The following is a 17,170-nucleotide window of genomic DNA, read 5'->3' on the forward strand; positions in this document are numbered from 1 at the left end:
CTCAAAACAAGCTTGATGAGAAACCCAACGCATAGATTGAAAAAGTTATTTCTTTTAGTAGCTTTTTCCTTCCTTTTAATTACAGCTTGCTATAGCTCAATTACTCAGAAACCTAATATTTCAAAAAAACAATTAGCCACTTCTGAGTGTCGAGTAATTCAACACCAATTAGGTGAAACCTGTATTCCCTTAAAACCGCAGCGCATTATTGCATTAGAGGACGCCTGGATCGTAGATCCATTGTTGGCTCTTGGTATCAAACCAGTGGGTACAGTAACCTTTGCCAAACAAGTAAATGTAAATTTCCGTGGTTTGTCTGCTGATGAGCTTGCAGGAATTGAGATAGTTGGAAATGGAGGACAACCTTCTCTAGAGAAAATTCTCAGTCTCAAACCGGATTTAATTTTGTCATTCAACGACCCCTTTGATAGTAACAATTACAAACTGCTATCACAAATTGCCCCTACAGTACCAATAGAATTTGACAGAGTTAGACATTCTTTTAAGGATAACCTTCGATTCATTGCTCAACTAGTAGGTCGGGAAGAAAAAGCAGAAAAAATTCTCCTTCAATATCAAGAGCGAATTAAAGAATTACAGAAAATATTAGTAAACAATAATCTATATAAATCGAAAGTTTCTATTCTTGAATATTTAGGAGGCAATACTTTTGAATTGCAAAGAGGCGACATCATATACTTTCAGATTTTCAGTGATATTGGTTTAGATATGCCGCATAAACCTCTAAATCCTGATGATTCTGTCTTATTTAATATTGAAGTTATTGATAAATTTGATGCCGATATTCTATTTTTTGTAAGTTTAAATAGCAATAAAGAACAGTTATCATCTCGTTTTAATGGCATTTTATCTTCACTAAAAGCAGTTAAAAATAAGCGAGCGCACATAGTAGATCCATATTTATGGTGGGTATATGGCCCTTTGGGAGTAAATAAATTATTAGATGAGCTTCCTAAATATTTGCTAGAAAGTGTATGAAATTTCTATTTTTATAAAAATTTACTTAATAACAGGACTTACGCACGAGTTATGGAATAATCAACCACAGAGGCGCAGTGAACACGGAGTCAAGAGGTTTTGAGAGGAATTTTGCGTAAGTCCTAAATAAATTAAATACTCTGTGCATAACTCGGTTACCACTAACAGTGCTATATAAGCATTAACTAACCGATTTTACCCTCAGTGGTAGTTCGGATAATGCGATTTGGTTAGCAAAAGTTGCTCCTAGTGTGCAAGGACGGGTTTTTGCAGCGCGATCGCTTCTTTTACAATTAGCTTCAGCTGCCTCAGTTTTGATTGCAGGGCCATTAGCAGATAATGTGTTTGTACCTGCGTTTAGTGAAGGAGGTAGCCTTGTTGGTATTTTAGGAGGAATATTTGGGACTGGCACTGGTGCGGGAATAGCAATGTTATATGTAATCTGTGCAATGTGTATGTTTTTGATTGGTTTGATAGGGTTTCGTGTATCTTCACTCCGAAATTTGGAAAAAACTATATCTGACTATGATGAAGTGGCAGTTTAAACTGAATTGAATGTAGCATCATGGGTGAGATGCTGATTTACGCCTATGACTTCCCAATCTATTCCCCCGCTTCCTCCTCAGCAAACTCTGCCGACAATGTATGATTTACCAAGCGAGAACCCTGAGGAACCCGGCTTGCAAGACGATTTTCACTTTTTACAACCTTTATTGCTGTTTTTAACCTTTTTACCTGTAAATTGGAATCCCGAACTAGTTTACAGCGCCGCCGATCTCAATCTCTACTACGATGTTCGCCATCCCTTGCGGTACAAACGCCCCGATTGGTTTGGTGTAGTGGGAGTGCCAAAATTATATGCAGGGACAGATTTACGTTTGAGTTATGTAACTTGGCAAGAAGGTGTAAATCCCTTTGTTGTCGTTGAATTATTATCCCCTGGTACAGAAGCCGAAGATTTAGGCGAAACAAACAGTGAAGTGGGGCAACCTCCTACAAAATGGGAAGTGTATGAGCAGATACTTCGGGTTCCCTACTATGTAGTTTTTAGTCGCTATACGAATGAGTTTCGGGGATTTCACTTAGTTGGCGGTCACTATGAACCCATGACTATTACCGAAGAGAGATTGCTAATGCCAGAATTAGGCTTGAGTTTGAGATTATGGCAAGGTTCCTTTCGTAACATTGAGCGGCGGTGGTTGCGGTGGTGTACTTTAGACGGGGAATTGATTCCTATCCCTGAAGAGGAAGTAGTGGCTGCACGACAAGAAGTTGAGCAAGCAAAACAAGAAACTGAGCAAGCAAAACGACGTGCAGAACAATTAGCTGAACGTTTGCGTCAGTTGGGTGTCAATCCTGATGAGTTAGATTTAAGATGAGCCAGAGGCTCTTAATTCTTGTTATTCATTATTTTGCATCTATGCTCTTGTCAGCCAAGAAATAAATTTCTTGGCTAAAAGCTAAAGTCAGTTAAAACTGACTTGAACTATAAGCCTGGAACTTCAGTACCCTACGGGAAGCCGCCCTTTGGGCGTCTACCAGGCGTTTTAGGGGCAAGCTGCAAGATGTAATGTTACCAAGTTCAACCTGGTAACAAGGGTGAAAGCTGTAATTATTCTAATCACCTACAGGTTGATAACCGATCGCTTGGTAAATATGGTTAGAAGTCGGGTTTGCCAAGTCAGTGAACAAGAAGCAGTATTTATGTCCTTGGTCAAGTAGTGTTTGGCTGAAGGCTGCAACGCAAGCACTGCCATCTTCAATTTATACGATTGACCAGTTAGCGATCGCCATATTTGTGCAAACGCTTGTGCCTCAGCCGTGGGAGCATTAACTCTTGGCAGCGATCGCAATAAGAATTTAGAAGCCAGAATAAATTCTTCATTTATCATATCTTGCGCCTACACCCTATAAGGGTGAGGCTATACAAGCAAAGCCTGCTTATGCAGGCTAAAAATACTGGCTTTTCGTGTTATTGATAAAAATATTAGAATTTTAGGTTAGGTAAGTGAGAAAAATCTACTTGCTAGGAGGAAAATTAATTGCTTTGGTGATGCTGTTGTTGGTATGGAATTCATCACAACAGTTTGAACTGAGAAGTGAGGTAATACCAATACAATCTCCACAACTTAAAAATATCCGGTATGAGCAACGCACATTACCGCAAAGTATTGTTCACATTCTCTTAATTCCTCCCAATAGCAAATATTTAATCGTTCCTGCATTATCAACAAAACTAATTCACTTAGAAGAATTTGCAAGACAATATCAAGCACTAGCTATCTTAAACGGTGGTTTTTTCGATCCAGTAAATCAAAAAACTACATCAACTGTTGTACTGCAAAAGCAACTGGTAGCCAATCCTAGAAATAATGAGCGCCTAATAAATAATCCTAATCTCAAACCTTACCTTGATAAAATTTTTAATCGTACAGAATTCCGCCGATATCAGTGCGGACAAAATATTCGCTATGATATCGTATTGCGTAGTGAGAAATCACTGCCGGGTTGCCAATTAATAGATGCCTTGGGTGCTGGCCCCCAGTTATTGCCACAATTAACATTAGAGCCAGAAGGCTTTGTAGATCCAATCAACAAAAGAGATGCAATTGGTAGCAACCAACCCAATGCTAGAACGGCTGTGGGAATTACCCGCGATCGCACTATTATTTTGGTGATGGTTGCCCAAAAGTCAGATTCTCCCGGTAACTCAGGGATGTCTTTACCAGCAGTGGCTAATTTGATGAAAAGTTTGGGTGCTGAAAAAGCAATGAATTTAGATGGGGGAAGTTCCTCTTCTCTTTATTATCAAGGTAAGTTTTTTTATGGAAAAGTAGATCGACAAGGCAATCCGATTAAGCGACCTGTAAAATCAGTTTTACTAGTTCAAGAAATTGTAAAAGATTCTAAGTAAAGTATCTAAATTAATGTTCAACTTTATTCCTTATTTACCTTTAGCTCAAGCAGCACCATCTCCCGCAATACTACAACAGGAACTTTTTTCCCCCCAACAAACACGTCCTCTACCCGGTCAACTCGACTCAGTACCCGTGTTTAATAGTAATAACCCAGAAGTGGTTAAGACTGAAGGCATTTTACTCTCCACCTTTCCCTCACAAGGCAAAAAAGTGCCAGATGCTCACCTCAACTTTCCATTTCAGGGACGGTTTGATTTATTTTCTCACCATATTGCCAGAGCCATTGAAACTCCCGATGATTTGCGCACTCTTCACTTGGGAGTGATTGTTTATAATCCAAGCGATCGCCCTGTAACTGTAAACATATTACAAGCAGCCAGTTATGTGAGTCAGCCCGATGCGCCTTTTATCAAACTTCCTCCCATGCTAGATAATACCTTGGGAAATATTTATGCCGGGCCGGGCGATCGCGTCATGAATGAAGTGCTGCGCTTAAAACGACAGCAAGGATGGGCAGCCCAATTGGTAATTCCACCAAAACAGAGTCGGATGCTGATGAATCATCCCATTCCAGTACGCCCTTTGACGCCACCATTAAACGGACGCTCTACTCTCTTGCGTTTAAGCAGTAACGGGCCAGTATATATGGCTAATCTTGCCATGTTTGCCAAACAAAATCAAGATGGCAGCGAGCGATCGCCTTCTTTAGAAGAATGGCAGAATCTCTTGGAAAATGGAGATTTTGCCGGGCCGCGCGAACCAGCCCCCAGCCCCCCCGATAACCTAACAGGGCCGGAAATCTACGGTCGGGTAGCAGCTGTCGCCCTTGGTTCTCGCTGGCAATCGCAAGTTACCGATTCCAATAGTCTATACCTAGCAATTCCCGAAGCGGGACAAGCTTTTTCCTACGGTTTGAGTACCCTCCTCGCAGGTAAAATGGGCACCGGACAAAACCAAAGTGCCAAACTTTTAGTGCGTTATCCTGGCACTGCTTACGAAGCTCACGGCAACTACGGCATTGAATACAATATCTCTTTACCGTTAATCAATAATACGGATACTACCCAGACAGTAAATGTGCTGTTTCAAACACCTCTTAAAGAAGACGAATTAAGCAAACCAGGACTGCGCTTCTTGTCACCACCCGAACCACGAGTATTTTTTCGAGGCACAGTGCGTATTCGCTACAATGACGATAAAGGCTTACCTAGAACTAAATACTGGCATTTAGTTCAGCAACGAGGGCAGATGGGAGAGCCACTTGTCCAATTAAAAATGGCTCCTGGCGAAAGACGACTGGTAAAAGTGGATTTTCTTTACCCACCCGATGCTACTCCTCCTCAAATGCTCACTGTCGAAACTTTAGACAGTAAAAAATAAAACTCGTTCATTTTTAACTAGCTAGACTTTAGTAGCCCCAAAGTAGTATTTACGCTTTGGCATGGATAAAAACTCTCAAAAATGAACTTCTCTGTAACCTCTAACCTCTGTGTTCCCTGTGCCTCTGCGGTTAAATCAATAACTTTTTAACCACTGAGACGCAGAGAGCACAGAGAGAGATTCTACGACTCACCTTGAAAGAACTGGTCTTAATATATATGTATATATGGACTTATTCGACCAACGTCTGACTCAAGTAACAGAAACAGAAGCACCACTTGCAGCGCGGATGCGTCCGCGATCGCTTGATGAATTCGTTGGGCAAGATCACATTCTCGGACAAGGACGCTTGCTCCGACGTGCGATCAGTTTAGATCAACTATCTTCGTTAATTTTCTACGGGCCGCCCGGTACAGGCAAGACTACCCTAGCTCGTGTGATTGCCAACACTACCCGCGCTCATTTTATTGCTATCAATGCCGTGCTTTCCGGCGTTAAAGAGATTCGCGCTGCCATTGAACAAGCTCAAGATAGACGCAAGTTTCATAATCAAAGAACTATTCTCTTTGTTGATGAAGTTCACCGTTTTAATAAATCCCAGCAAGACGCACTCCTGCCGTGGGTGGAAAATGGAACGGTGATTTTAATTGGAGCGACAACAGAGAATCCTTACTTTGAAGTTAACAAAGCACTTGTCAGCCGATCGCGTATTTTTCAACTCAAACCACTCAACGATGAGGATTTGTACGCCATAGCCCAACAGGCACTAACTGACACCGAGCGCGGTTACGGTAAAAAGCAAGTACAAATTGAACCGGATGCTCTGGCACATTTAGTTAATGTTGCCAATGGTGATGCTCGTTCATTACTCAATGCTTTGGAATTGGCAGTAGAAACAACACCACCCAACACTTCAGGAGTAGTTCACGTCACCCTTGCAGTAGCAGAAGAATCAATTCAACAGCGTGCAGTTCTCTATGACAAAGAAGGGGATGCTCACTTTGATACTATCAGCGCCTTCATCAAGAGTGTACGCGGTTCCGATCCAGACGCGGCTTTGTACTGGCTAGCGAAAATGATCTATGCAGGCGAAGATCCACGTTTTATTTTCCGCCGTTTATTGATATTAGCTAGTGAAGATGTGGGGCTAGCCAATCCCCAAGCAGTTGTAATTATCAATGCTTGTGCCGAGGCTTTTGACCGTGTAGGGATGCCGGAAGGACGTTATCATTTAGCACAGGCAACACTGTATTTGGCAAACGCACCCAAGTCAAACAGTGTCATGGGCTTTTTTGATGCTTTAGCAGCGGTAGAAAAAGAAAAAGAGGCGGAAGTTCCTACCCACCTCAAGGATGCTAACCGCGATAAGCAAGGTTTTGGACATGGAGCAGGATATCTGTATCCCCACGCTTACCGAGAGCATTGGGTAGCGCAGCAATACTTACCTGGTAGCTTGCAAGGACAAGTTTTTTACCAGCCATCAGAACAAGGTTACGAGCAAACGATTGGTACGCAGGTAGCGCGGCGGCGAGAAGCTCAACTGGCGGCGATGGTGGAAGGTATAGGTGTAGCGCCTGTAGAAATATTGACCTATGGAAGAGACAATCGCACCTCCGAAAGATGGTTGCAACGCACCCTTTCGCAAGTCGGAGAACAGTTAGGTGCAGTGCGCGATCGCATTTTTACTTCTGCTGATGTGCAGCGCCATCATGTGATTTTAGATATCAATGCGGGCAGTGGCTTACTGACTTGGGAAGCAGTACGTCGCGTTCCAGAAGGTGGAGTTTATGCTTGTGCTCGTACAACAACTGATGCCAATGCTTTACAAGAACAAGCGACGGCGTTGCCAGAGCTTACCCGTCCAATTGTTGTCTCTGCTACATTAACTGAGCTACCAGCAATTTTAGAAACACAAGCCCCAGATATAAAATTTGACCGAATTGTCGGGCGTAACGGTTTATTTGCAGAACCGGATAAAGTCGCTGCTGCCAAATTCCTAGCAAATTTACTTAAAAAGTCGGGTATAGTTGTATTATCAGAGACAGTGCCGCTTTACACGCAACGGTTTTATCGTTTGCTCGATCCTAATAAAGTAAATACTCAGTTGTACGAACGTTTAGTGACTGCTGAAGAAGCAATTTACACTGAACCAAAAGACCCAATGCTAAACTGGGATGCCGACGATTTACGAAAAGCGTTTGAGTCTGCTGATTTGGTAGTAGAAGTGACTTTAGAGCAAAGTTCCACGCAAATGCACATCACATCAACCTTTCTGAATCGCTTGTTTACTTCTGGTACCACTCGCCCAAGTTATGCAGAACGTCTGGCTGAGAATCTGGAAGCAGAGGAAGTACGCGCTGTACAAGAAATATTCACCCAAAACTTACTCAATCAAACAGTTATCTGGGAAAGCGCGATCGCTTTTGTTAAAGCTACTGACAAGATACAAGAGGATGTCTAAAAAGTATCAAGTTTAGCTCGTGCTCTAGGGTAAACACACAAAAAATCCAGAATAGTAAGTCGGGATTTCTAACTGAGTTCGTGGCTGCTCCGGCTCAGAATGATAAGGATAAGGAATTATATGCTGGCGAATGTCAGGCGATCGCTAATTCAGATAATCTGTCTGATATCGAACGAAAGATTGCAAACTACCTCCAGGGTATGTGGTACGCATCAAACTAGTTACTGAAAATGGTAGGAAATCTATCCGTAGTCAGTACAGGGCGCTCACAGCCGAATTGGATGCATGATACTTTGTCTATCCAAAGTCGGTAGAACTCCTGTGCATATTTTGATGCAACCGTCAACCCATACTTGAAGCGAGGATTGCGCTTTATGGAGCCACAGCAACTAAGTCAGGAACTGCGTAAAGGAAAAGACCCGAACATGACGCGTCGACGAGCGATTATTGGCTTGTCTATGCTTGGAGGTTCAATGGGACAACTTGTCACACTTTACCAAACTGGTATTATACCTCATTTGCCCGATCCACCAGTGCCAATTTTTAATGCAGACAAAGTAGATGCATCCAACTACGCTTACAGTCGATTTAACTCCCCCGACGGGCCATTAATGGTGATTAATTATGGCATCACTGCCTGGCTGGCTGCTGCTGGTGGAATTGAGCGCGCACGGCGCAATCCTTTGCTACCAATTGCAATGGGTATCAAAATCCTGTTAGACTCTGCCATCAACGTCAAGCTAGCTCAAGAGGAATGGAGCGAGAACCAAGCATTTTGCGAGTACTGTCAAGTTGCCACGGTTTGCTCTTTTGTGTCGTTAGCGCTAGCAGTGCCAGAGGTTCTTACCGCTGTTCGCACCTTATTCGGGCAGCGTGACAAGAATGCCGCAGCAGGCGACAGCACACAGTAATCGATACTTTAATTGCTCTGGTTGTAAAGCTTGATGACTTCAAGCTAGACTCCCACGAGCAATTACCCACAATAAGGGGATGAAAATATTTATTTCTCCCAACCCCGTTCCCTGTCCCCTGTTCCCTGTTCCCTATTCCCCGTTCCCTATTTAACTTGGATGATTGAATGTCACGTGTTTCTATAATTATTCCTACTTTAAATGAAGCAAGCTGTTTGGGACGCACATTGCGCCAACTAACTTTACTAGATCCGCCTGCTTGGGAAGTTTTAGTAGTAGATGGCGGTAGTGAAGATGAGACGGTGGTAACTGCGAAGCGCAACTTTAAATTATTCTCTCCAGCCACAGAGGTGCAAGTTAGATCGTGTGCAAAGCGTGGACGTTCTGTGCAGATGAACTATGGAGCCTCCTTAGCAACTGGAGAAATTCTTTGCTTTCTCCATGCAGACACTTTGGTACCGGATGACTTAGTGGCTGTAATTGAAGAAACCTTAGCAGACAAAACAGTTGCTTGTGGGGGATTTATTTCTGTGATGGCAGGTGCTCAAAGAACTCATTGGGGTATATCTTTGGTTAATTACTTGAAAACCTATTGCTTTCCGTTACTATTTAAACCGCAGCTGTTTTTTCAGGGATTGCGGCTTTTGGTTGGAGATCAGGTAATGTTTTGCCGTCGAAGTGACTTTTGGGAGTGCGGTGGCTTCGATGAGGCACTGCCAATTATGGAAGATGGGGATTTGTGTTTGAGACTGTTGCCAAAGGGACAAATTCGGATGGTGAATCGCATTGTCCAAAGCTCAGATCGTCGTGTGGCACGCTGGGGTACACTAAAGGCGATCGCAATTTACGTTTATATCGGAATTTTGTGGGGAATTGGTGTAGATGCAAACTACTTAAAGCAGTTTTATCAAGACATTCGTTGATTTTAAGCTTGTGAAGACAAACAGCGAACATCCCATCAGACATACTAGTAGTTTAGAGTTCAACAGCTTGGCGGAACTATCGAGTCGGAACTTACTTGCAGAAGTTGATTTCCGTCGAACAGTGGCAAATTTAAAGCTAACACAGGACAAAAAGGCTTCAATGGGTCAGTTTTTGACTCCTGCTCCAGTAGCGGAATTGATGGCTGGAATGTTTGATAAACTGGATTCTGAAATAACCTTGCTTGATGCAGGAGCGGGAATTGGTTCATTATCAGCCGCTTTTGTAGCGAGAGTATGCCAACATCAAAAATACACGTCGAATTTGCGTGTTGTAGCCTACGAAATTGACCCTTTCCTCATCGGATATTTACATCAGACTTTAGAGTTATGTGAGAGGGTATGTCAAAATGTCGGCATTTGCTTTAACTATGAAATTCGTGAGACTGATTTTATTGCAGATGCAGTTAGTCTGCTTCAGCCTAGTTTGTTGAAAGAACCAAACAAAGCAGAATTTACCCATGCTATCCTCAATCCACCTTATTTGAAAATTAATGCTCGCTCTCAGGTTCGTAAATTGTTGCGTACCATAGGTTTGGAAACCAGCAATCTTTATACTGGTTTTATGGCTGCTACGGCGCAACTCTTAAAATCAGGGGGGGAGTTTGTAGCGATTACCCCGCGAAGCTTTTGTAATGGGACATATTTCCGTAACTTCCGAAAGATGTTTCTGGAGATGATGGCTTTACAGCAGATATATCTTTTCGAGTCGCGGCAAGAAGCATTTAGTGAGGATGATGTGCTGCAGGAAACTGCGATCGCTCACGCTACGAAACAAAAGCAAAAGCCTGACAGCATACTAATAAATACCATTTTCGGTATTGATGATGACTTTATTATGTCGAATTCTGTACCGTATGCAGCTTTAGTTCACCCCAACGATCCAGAGCAATTTATCCATATCCTTCCAGATACTTTTAGCCAACAAATTGTTCAACAAATGGGACTTTTCCCTTGTAATTTAAAAGACTTGGGGTTAACAGTTTCAACTGGGCGAGTGGTAGATTTTCGTGCCAAAGAGTATCTAAGGGCAAATCCAGAAAATAATACTGTTCCTTTAATTTATCCAGTGAATTTGTCAGATGGATATGTAGAACACCCAAAAATCACCAAGAAGCCTCAAGCTTTAGTGGATGTGGAAGAAACAGCGAATCTTTTGGTACCAAACGAGCATTACGTTCTATGCAAAAGATTCTCCTCCAAAGAAGAGAAAAGGCGGGTTGTTGCAGTTGTTTACGATGCCAGCAAATTTGATTGTGCCTATGTTGGATTTGAAAATCACTTGAATTATTTTCACAAAGATGGGCATGGACTTGATATTACCTTGGCTCGCGGGCTTGCGGCTTATCTTAATTCCACCTTGGTTGATTCATTTTTCCGGCTGTTTAATGGGCATACTCAGGTTAATGCCACCGACTTACGCAATTTGAAATACCCTACTTTGGAACAGCTACTATCCTTAGGGCTGCGGATTGGCGAGCAGTTTCCCTCTCAACAAGAAATCGATGAACTTATAGAAGCAGAGCTACTGAGTATGACGAATCAGCCAGGCAACAATCCAGTTGCAATTAAATCCCGAATTGATGAAGCGCTACAAATCTTATTGGAATTGGGCTTTCCAAGAGCACAGCTGAACGAACGATCTGCCTTAACGCTGCTGGCACTACTTGATTTAAAGCCAAACGATCCTTGGCGATTGGCAGTTTCCCCTTTGATGGGAATTACACCAATGATGGACTTTATGGCTCAACATTATGGCAAAACTTACAAGCCCAACACACGAGAAACAGTTCGCCGTCAGACAGTGCATCAATTTTTGGATGCAGCTTTAATAGTTGCGAATCCAGATGATCCGAGCCGTCCTATCAATAGTCCTAAAACAGTGTATCAGGTCGAGGAGAGCGCACTCAAACTATTACGAACTTACCGTACTGACGAATGGAAAAAGAATCTTCGCACTTATCTTGCTTCAGTTGATCCCCGGAAGAAGCGATATGCTCAAGAAACAGACAAACTACCAAATGTGCTGGTAAAGAACGATTTCTTTCAACGCTTATGCTTTGCTTGTCGCGTGAGCGATTCCATATAATCCTCCCGTGAGGGTTGGTTATACGGAACAAGCCTGTATAATTCCAAATAGGGACGTAAAAAAGAAATTTTCCGTATATCCCAAATAGGAAGTGGTTGTAATGCCTGATAACTTCGGATTGAAAAACAGATTATACGTAAAGTTTCCGTATAATAATTAGTTGTTCTGCCAACGCAGTATAGAAGTTGACATTATATACTATAATCTGCGAAGCATCGTCACAACAACACTTCGTTGGAAACGACACCTCGTTAATCGCCCGAAGGTGATTAGCCGGAGGTGCAGTTCAACTCCGCCGTTATGTGGCTCAACTTGTTTGTGAGGACGCAACCTCAGAGTTATCGGTTAGTATTCAAGGTTCCGCATCAGAGTTTGTAGATGTGAGGGAAAAAATGATTTGTTACTCAGAGAATTATGCGATCGCCTGCAAACAAAATTACAGGCCCCTCTCCCTGTTGAATTTCAACCAGTGCTTTCAACACCGCAGATTTAACAGCACCAGGCGAGCCAACCAATTCCAGCAGTCTTGTTTCTCGCATCATTTCTCTAGCAGCAGCGACTAGGTTAGTTCGGCTGAGGGTAAGACCACCAATATCAGTACGGTTAAGTACTGTTAAGATATGGTGTGCGATCGCCCATAATAAAGATGCACTTTTAAGTGCGATCGCTTTCAAGACTACATTTCTAGGCATGGCTGATATGGACTGTGGATTTTTTCTAATACTTGGAATTCTATTCGGATGGGCAACTTATGCATGTATGCATTGGCTGCTCGTTGGAAGTTGGTAAGGCAACGCAGAACCCGACAGTAGTTTTAATTGCACCAAGCTTAAATCTAGTTCGCAAAATATAACAACAGCTTTATTTAAGCTTAAACGCGAGGATTTCCAATCAATTCAAAATTAACACCGCTCCAAAATTACTCCACCCAAAAAACCGCTCTAGTGCATTACTTAGGAGCGGTTTTGTTATTTAGACTCTCAAAGATAACGCCCTGGCGCAAATTCTGTCACTACCCAAAAGCTAGTTGTAGTATGTCTCACAGTAGTGGTAATCGCCCGTTTCAGTTTAAGGGCTGAAAAAACCCCAGATACTTAGTAGTGAAGGTTCTTAGCCCAAAAGTTTATCTATCAAGGATTTCAGCCTTAGTATACAGTTTTCTTGTTTCGGTACGGTGACCTTTGGTATGGTGATGATACGCTCACGATGGGCGTTTAAGGTTTCGGTTGGATGTTCACTACAGATATAGTGCTTCTTCTCTAGTTCATTCCTAAGGTATTTATCAACTTTGTCTAAACTTTCTATTTCTTTCAACTTACCAACCAACTCAAGAAATTTATTCCAACCTGCTTTACGCTTAATAAGTTGTTCGCAAACAATGTGGGGATTATCTAATATATTTTCTATTCGGTGCTTATATATATTATTGAAGGTATACCAATCGAGTATATTGTTATCAATCATGTATTTGCAATCTTCAAATAATGCCATATAAGCTTCCACTTTCAACCACTCTGGCACTGTTTTAGGATGTCTATCTTTCCCATTATGCCATGCACCTTCTGGACGAAGATTCACACAAATATCATCATATTTATCAAACATTTCTCTTAAATTAAGCCACAAAGAAGCGCGCTTTAATTTGGTATTAGAGTAATTTGCTTGTGCATTAAACCAAAAGATACACAAGGCAATCATTATTGCAACTGTTGCCCAAGTTTTAATTTGATTGTTAACTTTAGAATCAATATAATTTTCTACATTTTGTATAGCCTGGATGGCATAAGCATCATTAGGGCGCTCCTTCAGTGCTTTTCTAAAGTTAATTAAAGCTGATTGATAGTTTCTTTTATTAGTAGCCAGGTACCCTGTTTTCATATATTCATCATATTTAGAAATCCTATTTAACACTTGACTGGTCTCTGCTGGCTGTATCAATGATTGAAGTTGTACTGTATTCTTCTGTATATTTAATGCTTGTGCTTGAGGCGGCGCTCCCCAAAGTCCTAAGCTAATTATCAACCCACAAAAAAGTAACCGCATAGCTTAACTACTACTGTTACCACAACTGCTAACACAAAGTTTAGTAATTTAACTCAATCCACAGAAGAATTTTTGGCTCTGTTGTAGTTTCGGCGGTAACTTTACGGCTACTAATTTAAGGCGGGATAGAATAGTTAGAGAATATTGTTTGCGAATTGCGATCGCTTCTTCAGACTTGAAAAGATGTCTAGATGTGCGATCGCCTAAATTCTAAAACTGAAAAAGCAGGTTTTAGCTTAACTTAATACCTTCTAAAAACTTTACATATTTTGGGGTCGCTGACCTGATTTCATACATTCCAGGCAGGAACTGATTGCGCCAAGTATCAGCATCCATAAAGTTAACTCCCGCTACTGTGGCAGCTTCATTTTCGGGTCTATCGCCTACCATCCAAGATTGTGTTAAATGAATTCCAAAATCAAACTTTGTCTGATACAGGATTCCCGCCCCAGGCTTTCTGTAATTAAATTTTTCTTCTAAGAATGTCTCACCTTCCCCCGTATAGTCTGCAATTTTAGTAGCATCATCTTCCTGTGTTACCCTATAAAAATGGGGTAACTTTATCAAGCATCTTTTCACTGTACCTAGAGGCGGTTGCTTCAGCTATAGTTTAGAAAAGCCCGCTTGCTAGCAATTGCCAGTAATTAACATATGTAACCCTTGCAGACGATGTGTGCGCTAGAGCAAGTTTAACCAAAGGATGTTTAATATGCAGCGTGCTTTTTTTTTCTGGAAGGTATTTTTTGACAATACCACGTTGGACTAACTCTTATACCCTGACTCTTGTCTCTGATAACTTTGTTCTTTTTACTATTAGTATCTTAGCTTTTATGCCTCCAGGGTTCTTTCTTGGTTCTGCCCATCAATATTTGGATGCGTTCGCCTTGCTTGGGCTATTAGTATGACCGATTGTTGCGAATTATAAATCTATTGTTTCAAATCATAACGTTTTTTATATTTCTTTTCGATTACATTTCTCATCGATGATCCTAATAATTACCCATGTGCTATTTGTTTGCAATAGCTGCAATACATCAAAAAATCTACACCACAATATTTGACAGGAGATATTATGAGCAGCGAAAGCGGATGCCCGTTTACGAACGGAGGCCAGAAACCTAAGGCTCGTCATGTACCGACGAACCGAGAGTGGTGGCCGCATTATCTGAATCTGAGCATCCTCCACCAGCACTCACCCCAGGCCAATCCCATGGGTGAGGAATTCAACTACGCTCTTGAGTTCAAGACTCTCGACTTAGCTGCCCTGAGGGCAGATATCTATGAGCTGATGACCACCTCTCAGGACTGGTGGCCAGCCGACTACGGTCATTATGGGCCGCTCTTCATCCGGATGGCTTGGCACAGTGCAGGCACGTATCGGATTGGCGACGGTCGCGGCGGCGCAGGCTCAGGTAGCCAGAGGTTTGAGCCACTCAACAGTTGGCCTGACAATGCCAACCTCGATAAGGCGCGGATGTTACTTTGGCCAATCAAGCAGAAATACGGCAAGAAAATCTCCTGGGCCGACCTCATGATCTTTGCTGGTAACTGCGCGCTTGAGTCGATGGGCTTTAAGACGATCGGCTTTGCCGGTGGGCGCGTGGACGTCTGGCAGCCAGAGGAAGACATTTACTGGGGATCTGAGAAGGTCTGGCTTGGTGACGAGCGTTACAGTGGCGATCGTGTGCTGCTGAATCCCCTCGCCGCCGTTCAGATGGGTCTGATCTACGTGAACCCGGAAGGGCCAAACGGCCAGCCCGATCCGGCCGGCTCAGGGCGCGATATTCGCGAGACCTTTGGTCGGATGGCGATGAACGATGAAGAAACGGTCGCGCTCGTTGCCGGTGGACATACCTTTGGCAAATGTCATGGTGCAGGCGAAGCGACGCACGTAAGTCATGAGCCTGGGGGTGCCAGCATCGTGGAGCAGGGTCTTGGCTGGAAGAGCACCTTCAACACGGGTGTCGGCGTCGATGCGATCACCAGCGGCATCGAAGGTGCATGGACGCCCACTCCAACGCAGTGGGACAACAGCTATCTCGAAACCCTGTTCAAATATGATTGGGAGGTGACAAAGAGCCCCGCTGGCGCGTGGCAGTGGAAGCCTAAGAACGGTGCTGGCGCGGATACAGTGCCCGACGCGCACGATCCGTCGAAACGGCACGCCCCCATGATGACCACGGCAGACATGGCTATGAGGATGGACCCTATCTACGAGCCGATTGCGCGGCATTACTACGAGCACCCAGATGAGTTCGCAGATGCGTTTGCTAAGGCATGGTTCAAGCTGACGCATCGCGACATGGGCCCGCGATCGCGCTATCTTGGCCCAGAGGTTCCTGAGGAAGAGTTTTTGTGGCAAGATCCCATCCCCCCAGTCACCCATGAATTAATTGATGAGCAGGACATCGCCGCTCTCAAAGGCAGGATTCTTGCCTCCGGACTGTCTGTCTCCCAACTCGTTTCGACTGCTTGGGCATCGGCGTCAACGTTCCGCTGCTCCGATATGCGCGGTGGAGCGAACGGGGCGCGTATTCGTCTCGCGCCGCAGAAGGATTGGGAAGTCAACCAGCCGACTCAACTGGCAACGGTGCTGCAAACCCTAGAGGCAATCCAACAGGAGTTCAACAGCTCGCAGTCTGGCGGGAAGCAGGTTTCGCTCGCTGACTTGATCGTTCTGGGCGGATGCGCAGGCGTCGAACAAGCGGCGAAAAATGCCGGTCACGACGTGACGGTTCCCTTCAAGCCGGGACGCACAGATGCGTTGCAAGAGAAAACGGATGTCGAGTCCTTTGCTGTGCTGGAGCCAACTGCGGACGGGTTCCGCAACTATTCCAGCGGCAAACACAGCGAATCACTCGAGGAGTTGCTGGTCGATCGGGCGCAATTGCTGTCCCTGTCAGCCCCTCAGATGACAGTTCTCGTGGGTGGCTTGCGCGTCCTGGGTGCAAACTTTGGAGGGTCTAAACACGGCGTCTTCACCCATCGGACAGAGACGCTGACCAATGACTTCTTCGTGAACCTGCTCGACCTGGGCACGACGTGGAAGGCGACCTCTGAAGATGAATATGAGTTCGAGGGGAGCGATCGCAAAACCGGCGAACATAAGTGGACCGCTACCCGTGTTGACCTCATCTTCGGCTCGAACTCGCAGCTACGAGCTCTCGCGGAAGTCTATGGTTCTGAGGACTCGCAGCCGAAATTTGTGCATGACTTTGTAGCGGCGTGGGACAAGGTGATGAACCTTGACCGCTATGACCTTCGCGCAGTCTTAGCGAAAAGCTCTTCGAGGGGTTTCTAAGTGTAACTTCAACCGATCATCGGGTGAACAGAGGTTGAGGCGGGAGCAAAAGAGCGGAAATCCTGAACGCGGGTGAAAGCCAGAAACA

General features: G+C 43.8%; 15 protein-coding genes. 11 read left to right on the forward strand and 4 right to left on the reverse strand.

Features of this window, described 5'->3' with window-relative positions:
- The first annotated feature begins 15 nt into the window (after positions 1-15).
- The 3 genes from UYC_RS0133600 (at position 16) to UYC_RS0133610 (ending at position 2,378) form a co-directional block, all read left to right on the forward strand.
- Positions 16-999, forward strand: coding sequence for an ABC transporter substrate-binding protein (locus UYC_RS0133600; protein ID WP_016876770.1), 984 nt, complete (start codon positions 16-18; stop codon positions 997-999).
- 251 nt (positions 1,000-1,250) lie between these two features.
- Positions 1,251-1,544, forward strand: coding sequence for a hypothetical protein (locus UYC_RS0133605; protein ID WP_016876771.1), 294 nt, complete (start codon positions 1,251-1,253; stop codon positions 1,542-1,544).
- A gap of 45 nt (positions 1,545-1,589) precedes the next feature.
- A complete protein-coding gene (locus UYC_RS0133610; RefSeq protein WP_016876772.1) occupies positions 1,590-2,378 on the forward strand; it encodes a Uma2 family endonuclease in 789 nt (262 codons plus the stop codon).
- Between the two features lie 246 nt (positions 2,379-2,624).
- Here the strand turns inward: UYC_RS0133610 and UYC_RS0133615 are convergent, their stop codons facing one another.
- Entirely contained in the window at positions 2,625-2,891 is a 267-nt protein-coding gene (locus tag UYC_RS0133615; protein WP_016876773.1) for a hypothetical protein, read from the reverse strand.
- Between the two features lie 116 nt (positions 2,892-3,007).
- On the opposite strand from UYC_RS0133615, the gene UYC_RS0133620 reads away from it, so the two are divergent.
- From UYC_RS0133620 to UYC_RS0133650, 7 genes are all read left to right on the forward strand, one after another.
- Positions 3,008-3,913 carry a phosphodiester glycosidase family protein gene (locus UYC_RS0133620; RefSeq protein ID WP_016876774.1) on the forward strand — a complete coding sequence of 302 codons (906 nt, stop codon included), beginning with the start codon at positions 3,008-3,010 and terminating at the stop codon, positions 3,911-3,913.
- A 13-nt stretch (positions 3,914-3,926) separates the two neighbouring features.
- A complete protein-coding gene (locus tag UYC_RS0133625) occupies positions 3,927-5,297 on the forward strand; it encodes a DUF3370 domain-containing protein (protein ID WP_016876775.1) in 1,371 nt (456 codons plus the stop codon).
- A 226-nt stretch (positions 5,298-5,523) separates the two neighbouring features.
- Entirely contained in the window at positions 5,524-7,758 is a 2,235-nt protein-coding gene (locus UYC_RS0133630) for an AAA family ATPase (protein ID WP_016876776.1), read from the forward strand.
- A gap of 80 nt (positions 7,759-7,838) precedes the next feature.
- Entirely contained in the window at positions 7,839-7,979 is a 141-nt protein-coding gene (locus tag UYC_RS39215; protein ID WP_016876777.1) for a hypothetical protein, read from the forward strand.
- Between the two features lie 153 nt (positions 7,980-8,132).
- A complete protein-coding gene (locus tag UYC_RS0133640) occupies positions 8,133-8,669 on the forward strand; it encodes a vitamin K epoxide reductase family protein (RefSeq protein ID WP_016876778.1) in 537 nt (178 codons plus the stop codon).
- A 167-nt stretch (positions 8,670-8,836) separates the two neighbouring features.
- The gene (locus UYC_RS0133645; protein WP_016876779.1) at positions 8,837-9,592 is read left to right on the forward strand and encodes a TIGR04283 family arsenosugar biosynthesis glycosyltransferase; all 756 of its coding nucleotides are present in this window, start codon (positions 8,837-8,839) and stop codon (positions 9,590-9,592) included.
- Positions 9,593-9,602: 10 nt separating this feature from the next.
- Positions 9,603-11,738 (forward strand): Eco57I restriction-modification methylase domain-containing protein, encoded by a 2,136-nt coding sequence (locus UYC_RS0133650; protein WP_016876780.1) that lies wholly within the window; start codon positions 9,603-9,605, stop codon positions 11,736-11,738.
- 404 nt (positions 11,739-12,142) lie between these two features.
- Here the strand turns inward: UYC_RS0133650 and UYC_RS0133655 are convergent, their stop codons facing one another.
- The 3 genes from UYC_RS0133655 to UYC_RS0133665 all read right to left on the reverse strand — a co-directional run bounded on the left by UYC_RS0133655 (position 12,143) and on the right by UYC_RS0133665 (position 14,348).
- The gene (locus UYC_RS0133655; RefSeq protein WP_016876781.1) at positions 12,143-12,430 is read right to left on the reverse strand and encodes a hypothetical protein; all 288 of its coding nucleotides are present in this window, start codon (positions 12,428-12,430) and stop codon (positions 12,143-12,145) included.
- 418 nt (positions 12,431-12,848) lie between these two features.
- Positions 12,849-13,781, reverse strand: a complete 933-nt coding sequence (locus UYC_RS0133660; protein ID WP_016876782.1) for a hypothetical protein — start codon at positions 13,779-13,781, stop codon at positions 12,849-12,851.
- Between the two features lie 231 nt (positions 13,782-14,012).
- Positions 14,013-14,348: a hypothetical protein gene (locus UYC_RS0133665; protein ID WP_235083014.1), complete on the reverse strand. Its 336-nt coding sequence runs from the start codon at positions 14,346-14,348 to the stop codon at positions 14,013-14,015.
- 490 nt (positions 14,349-14,838) lie between these two features.
- On the opposite strand from UYC_RS0133665, the gene katG reads away from it, so the two are divergent.
- Positions 14,839-17,082, forward strand: a complete 2,244-nt coding sequence (gene katG, locus UYC_RS0133670; protein WP_272898084.1) for a catalase/peroxidase HPI — start codon at positions 14,839-14,841, stop codon at positions 17,080-17,082.
- Positions 17,083-17,170 lie beyond the last annotated feature (88 nt).

It is taken from the genome of Chlorogloeopsis fritschii PCC 6912 (assembly GCF_000317285.1).
In the GTDB taxonomy this organism is placed as follows: Bacteria; Cyanobacteriota; Cyanobacteriia; order Cyanobacteriales; family Nostocaceae; genus Chlorogloeopsis; species Chlorogloeopsis fritschii.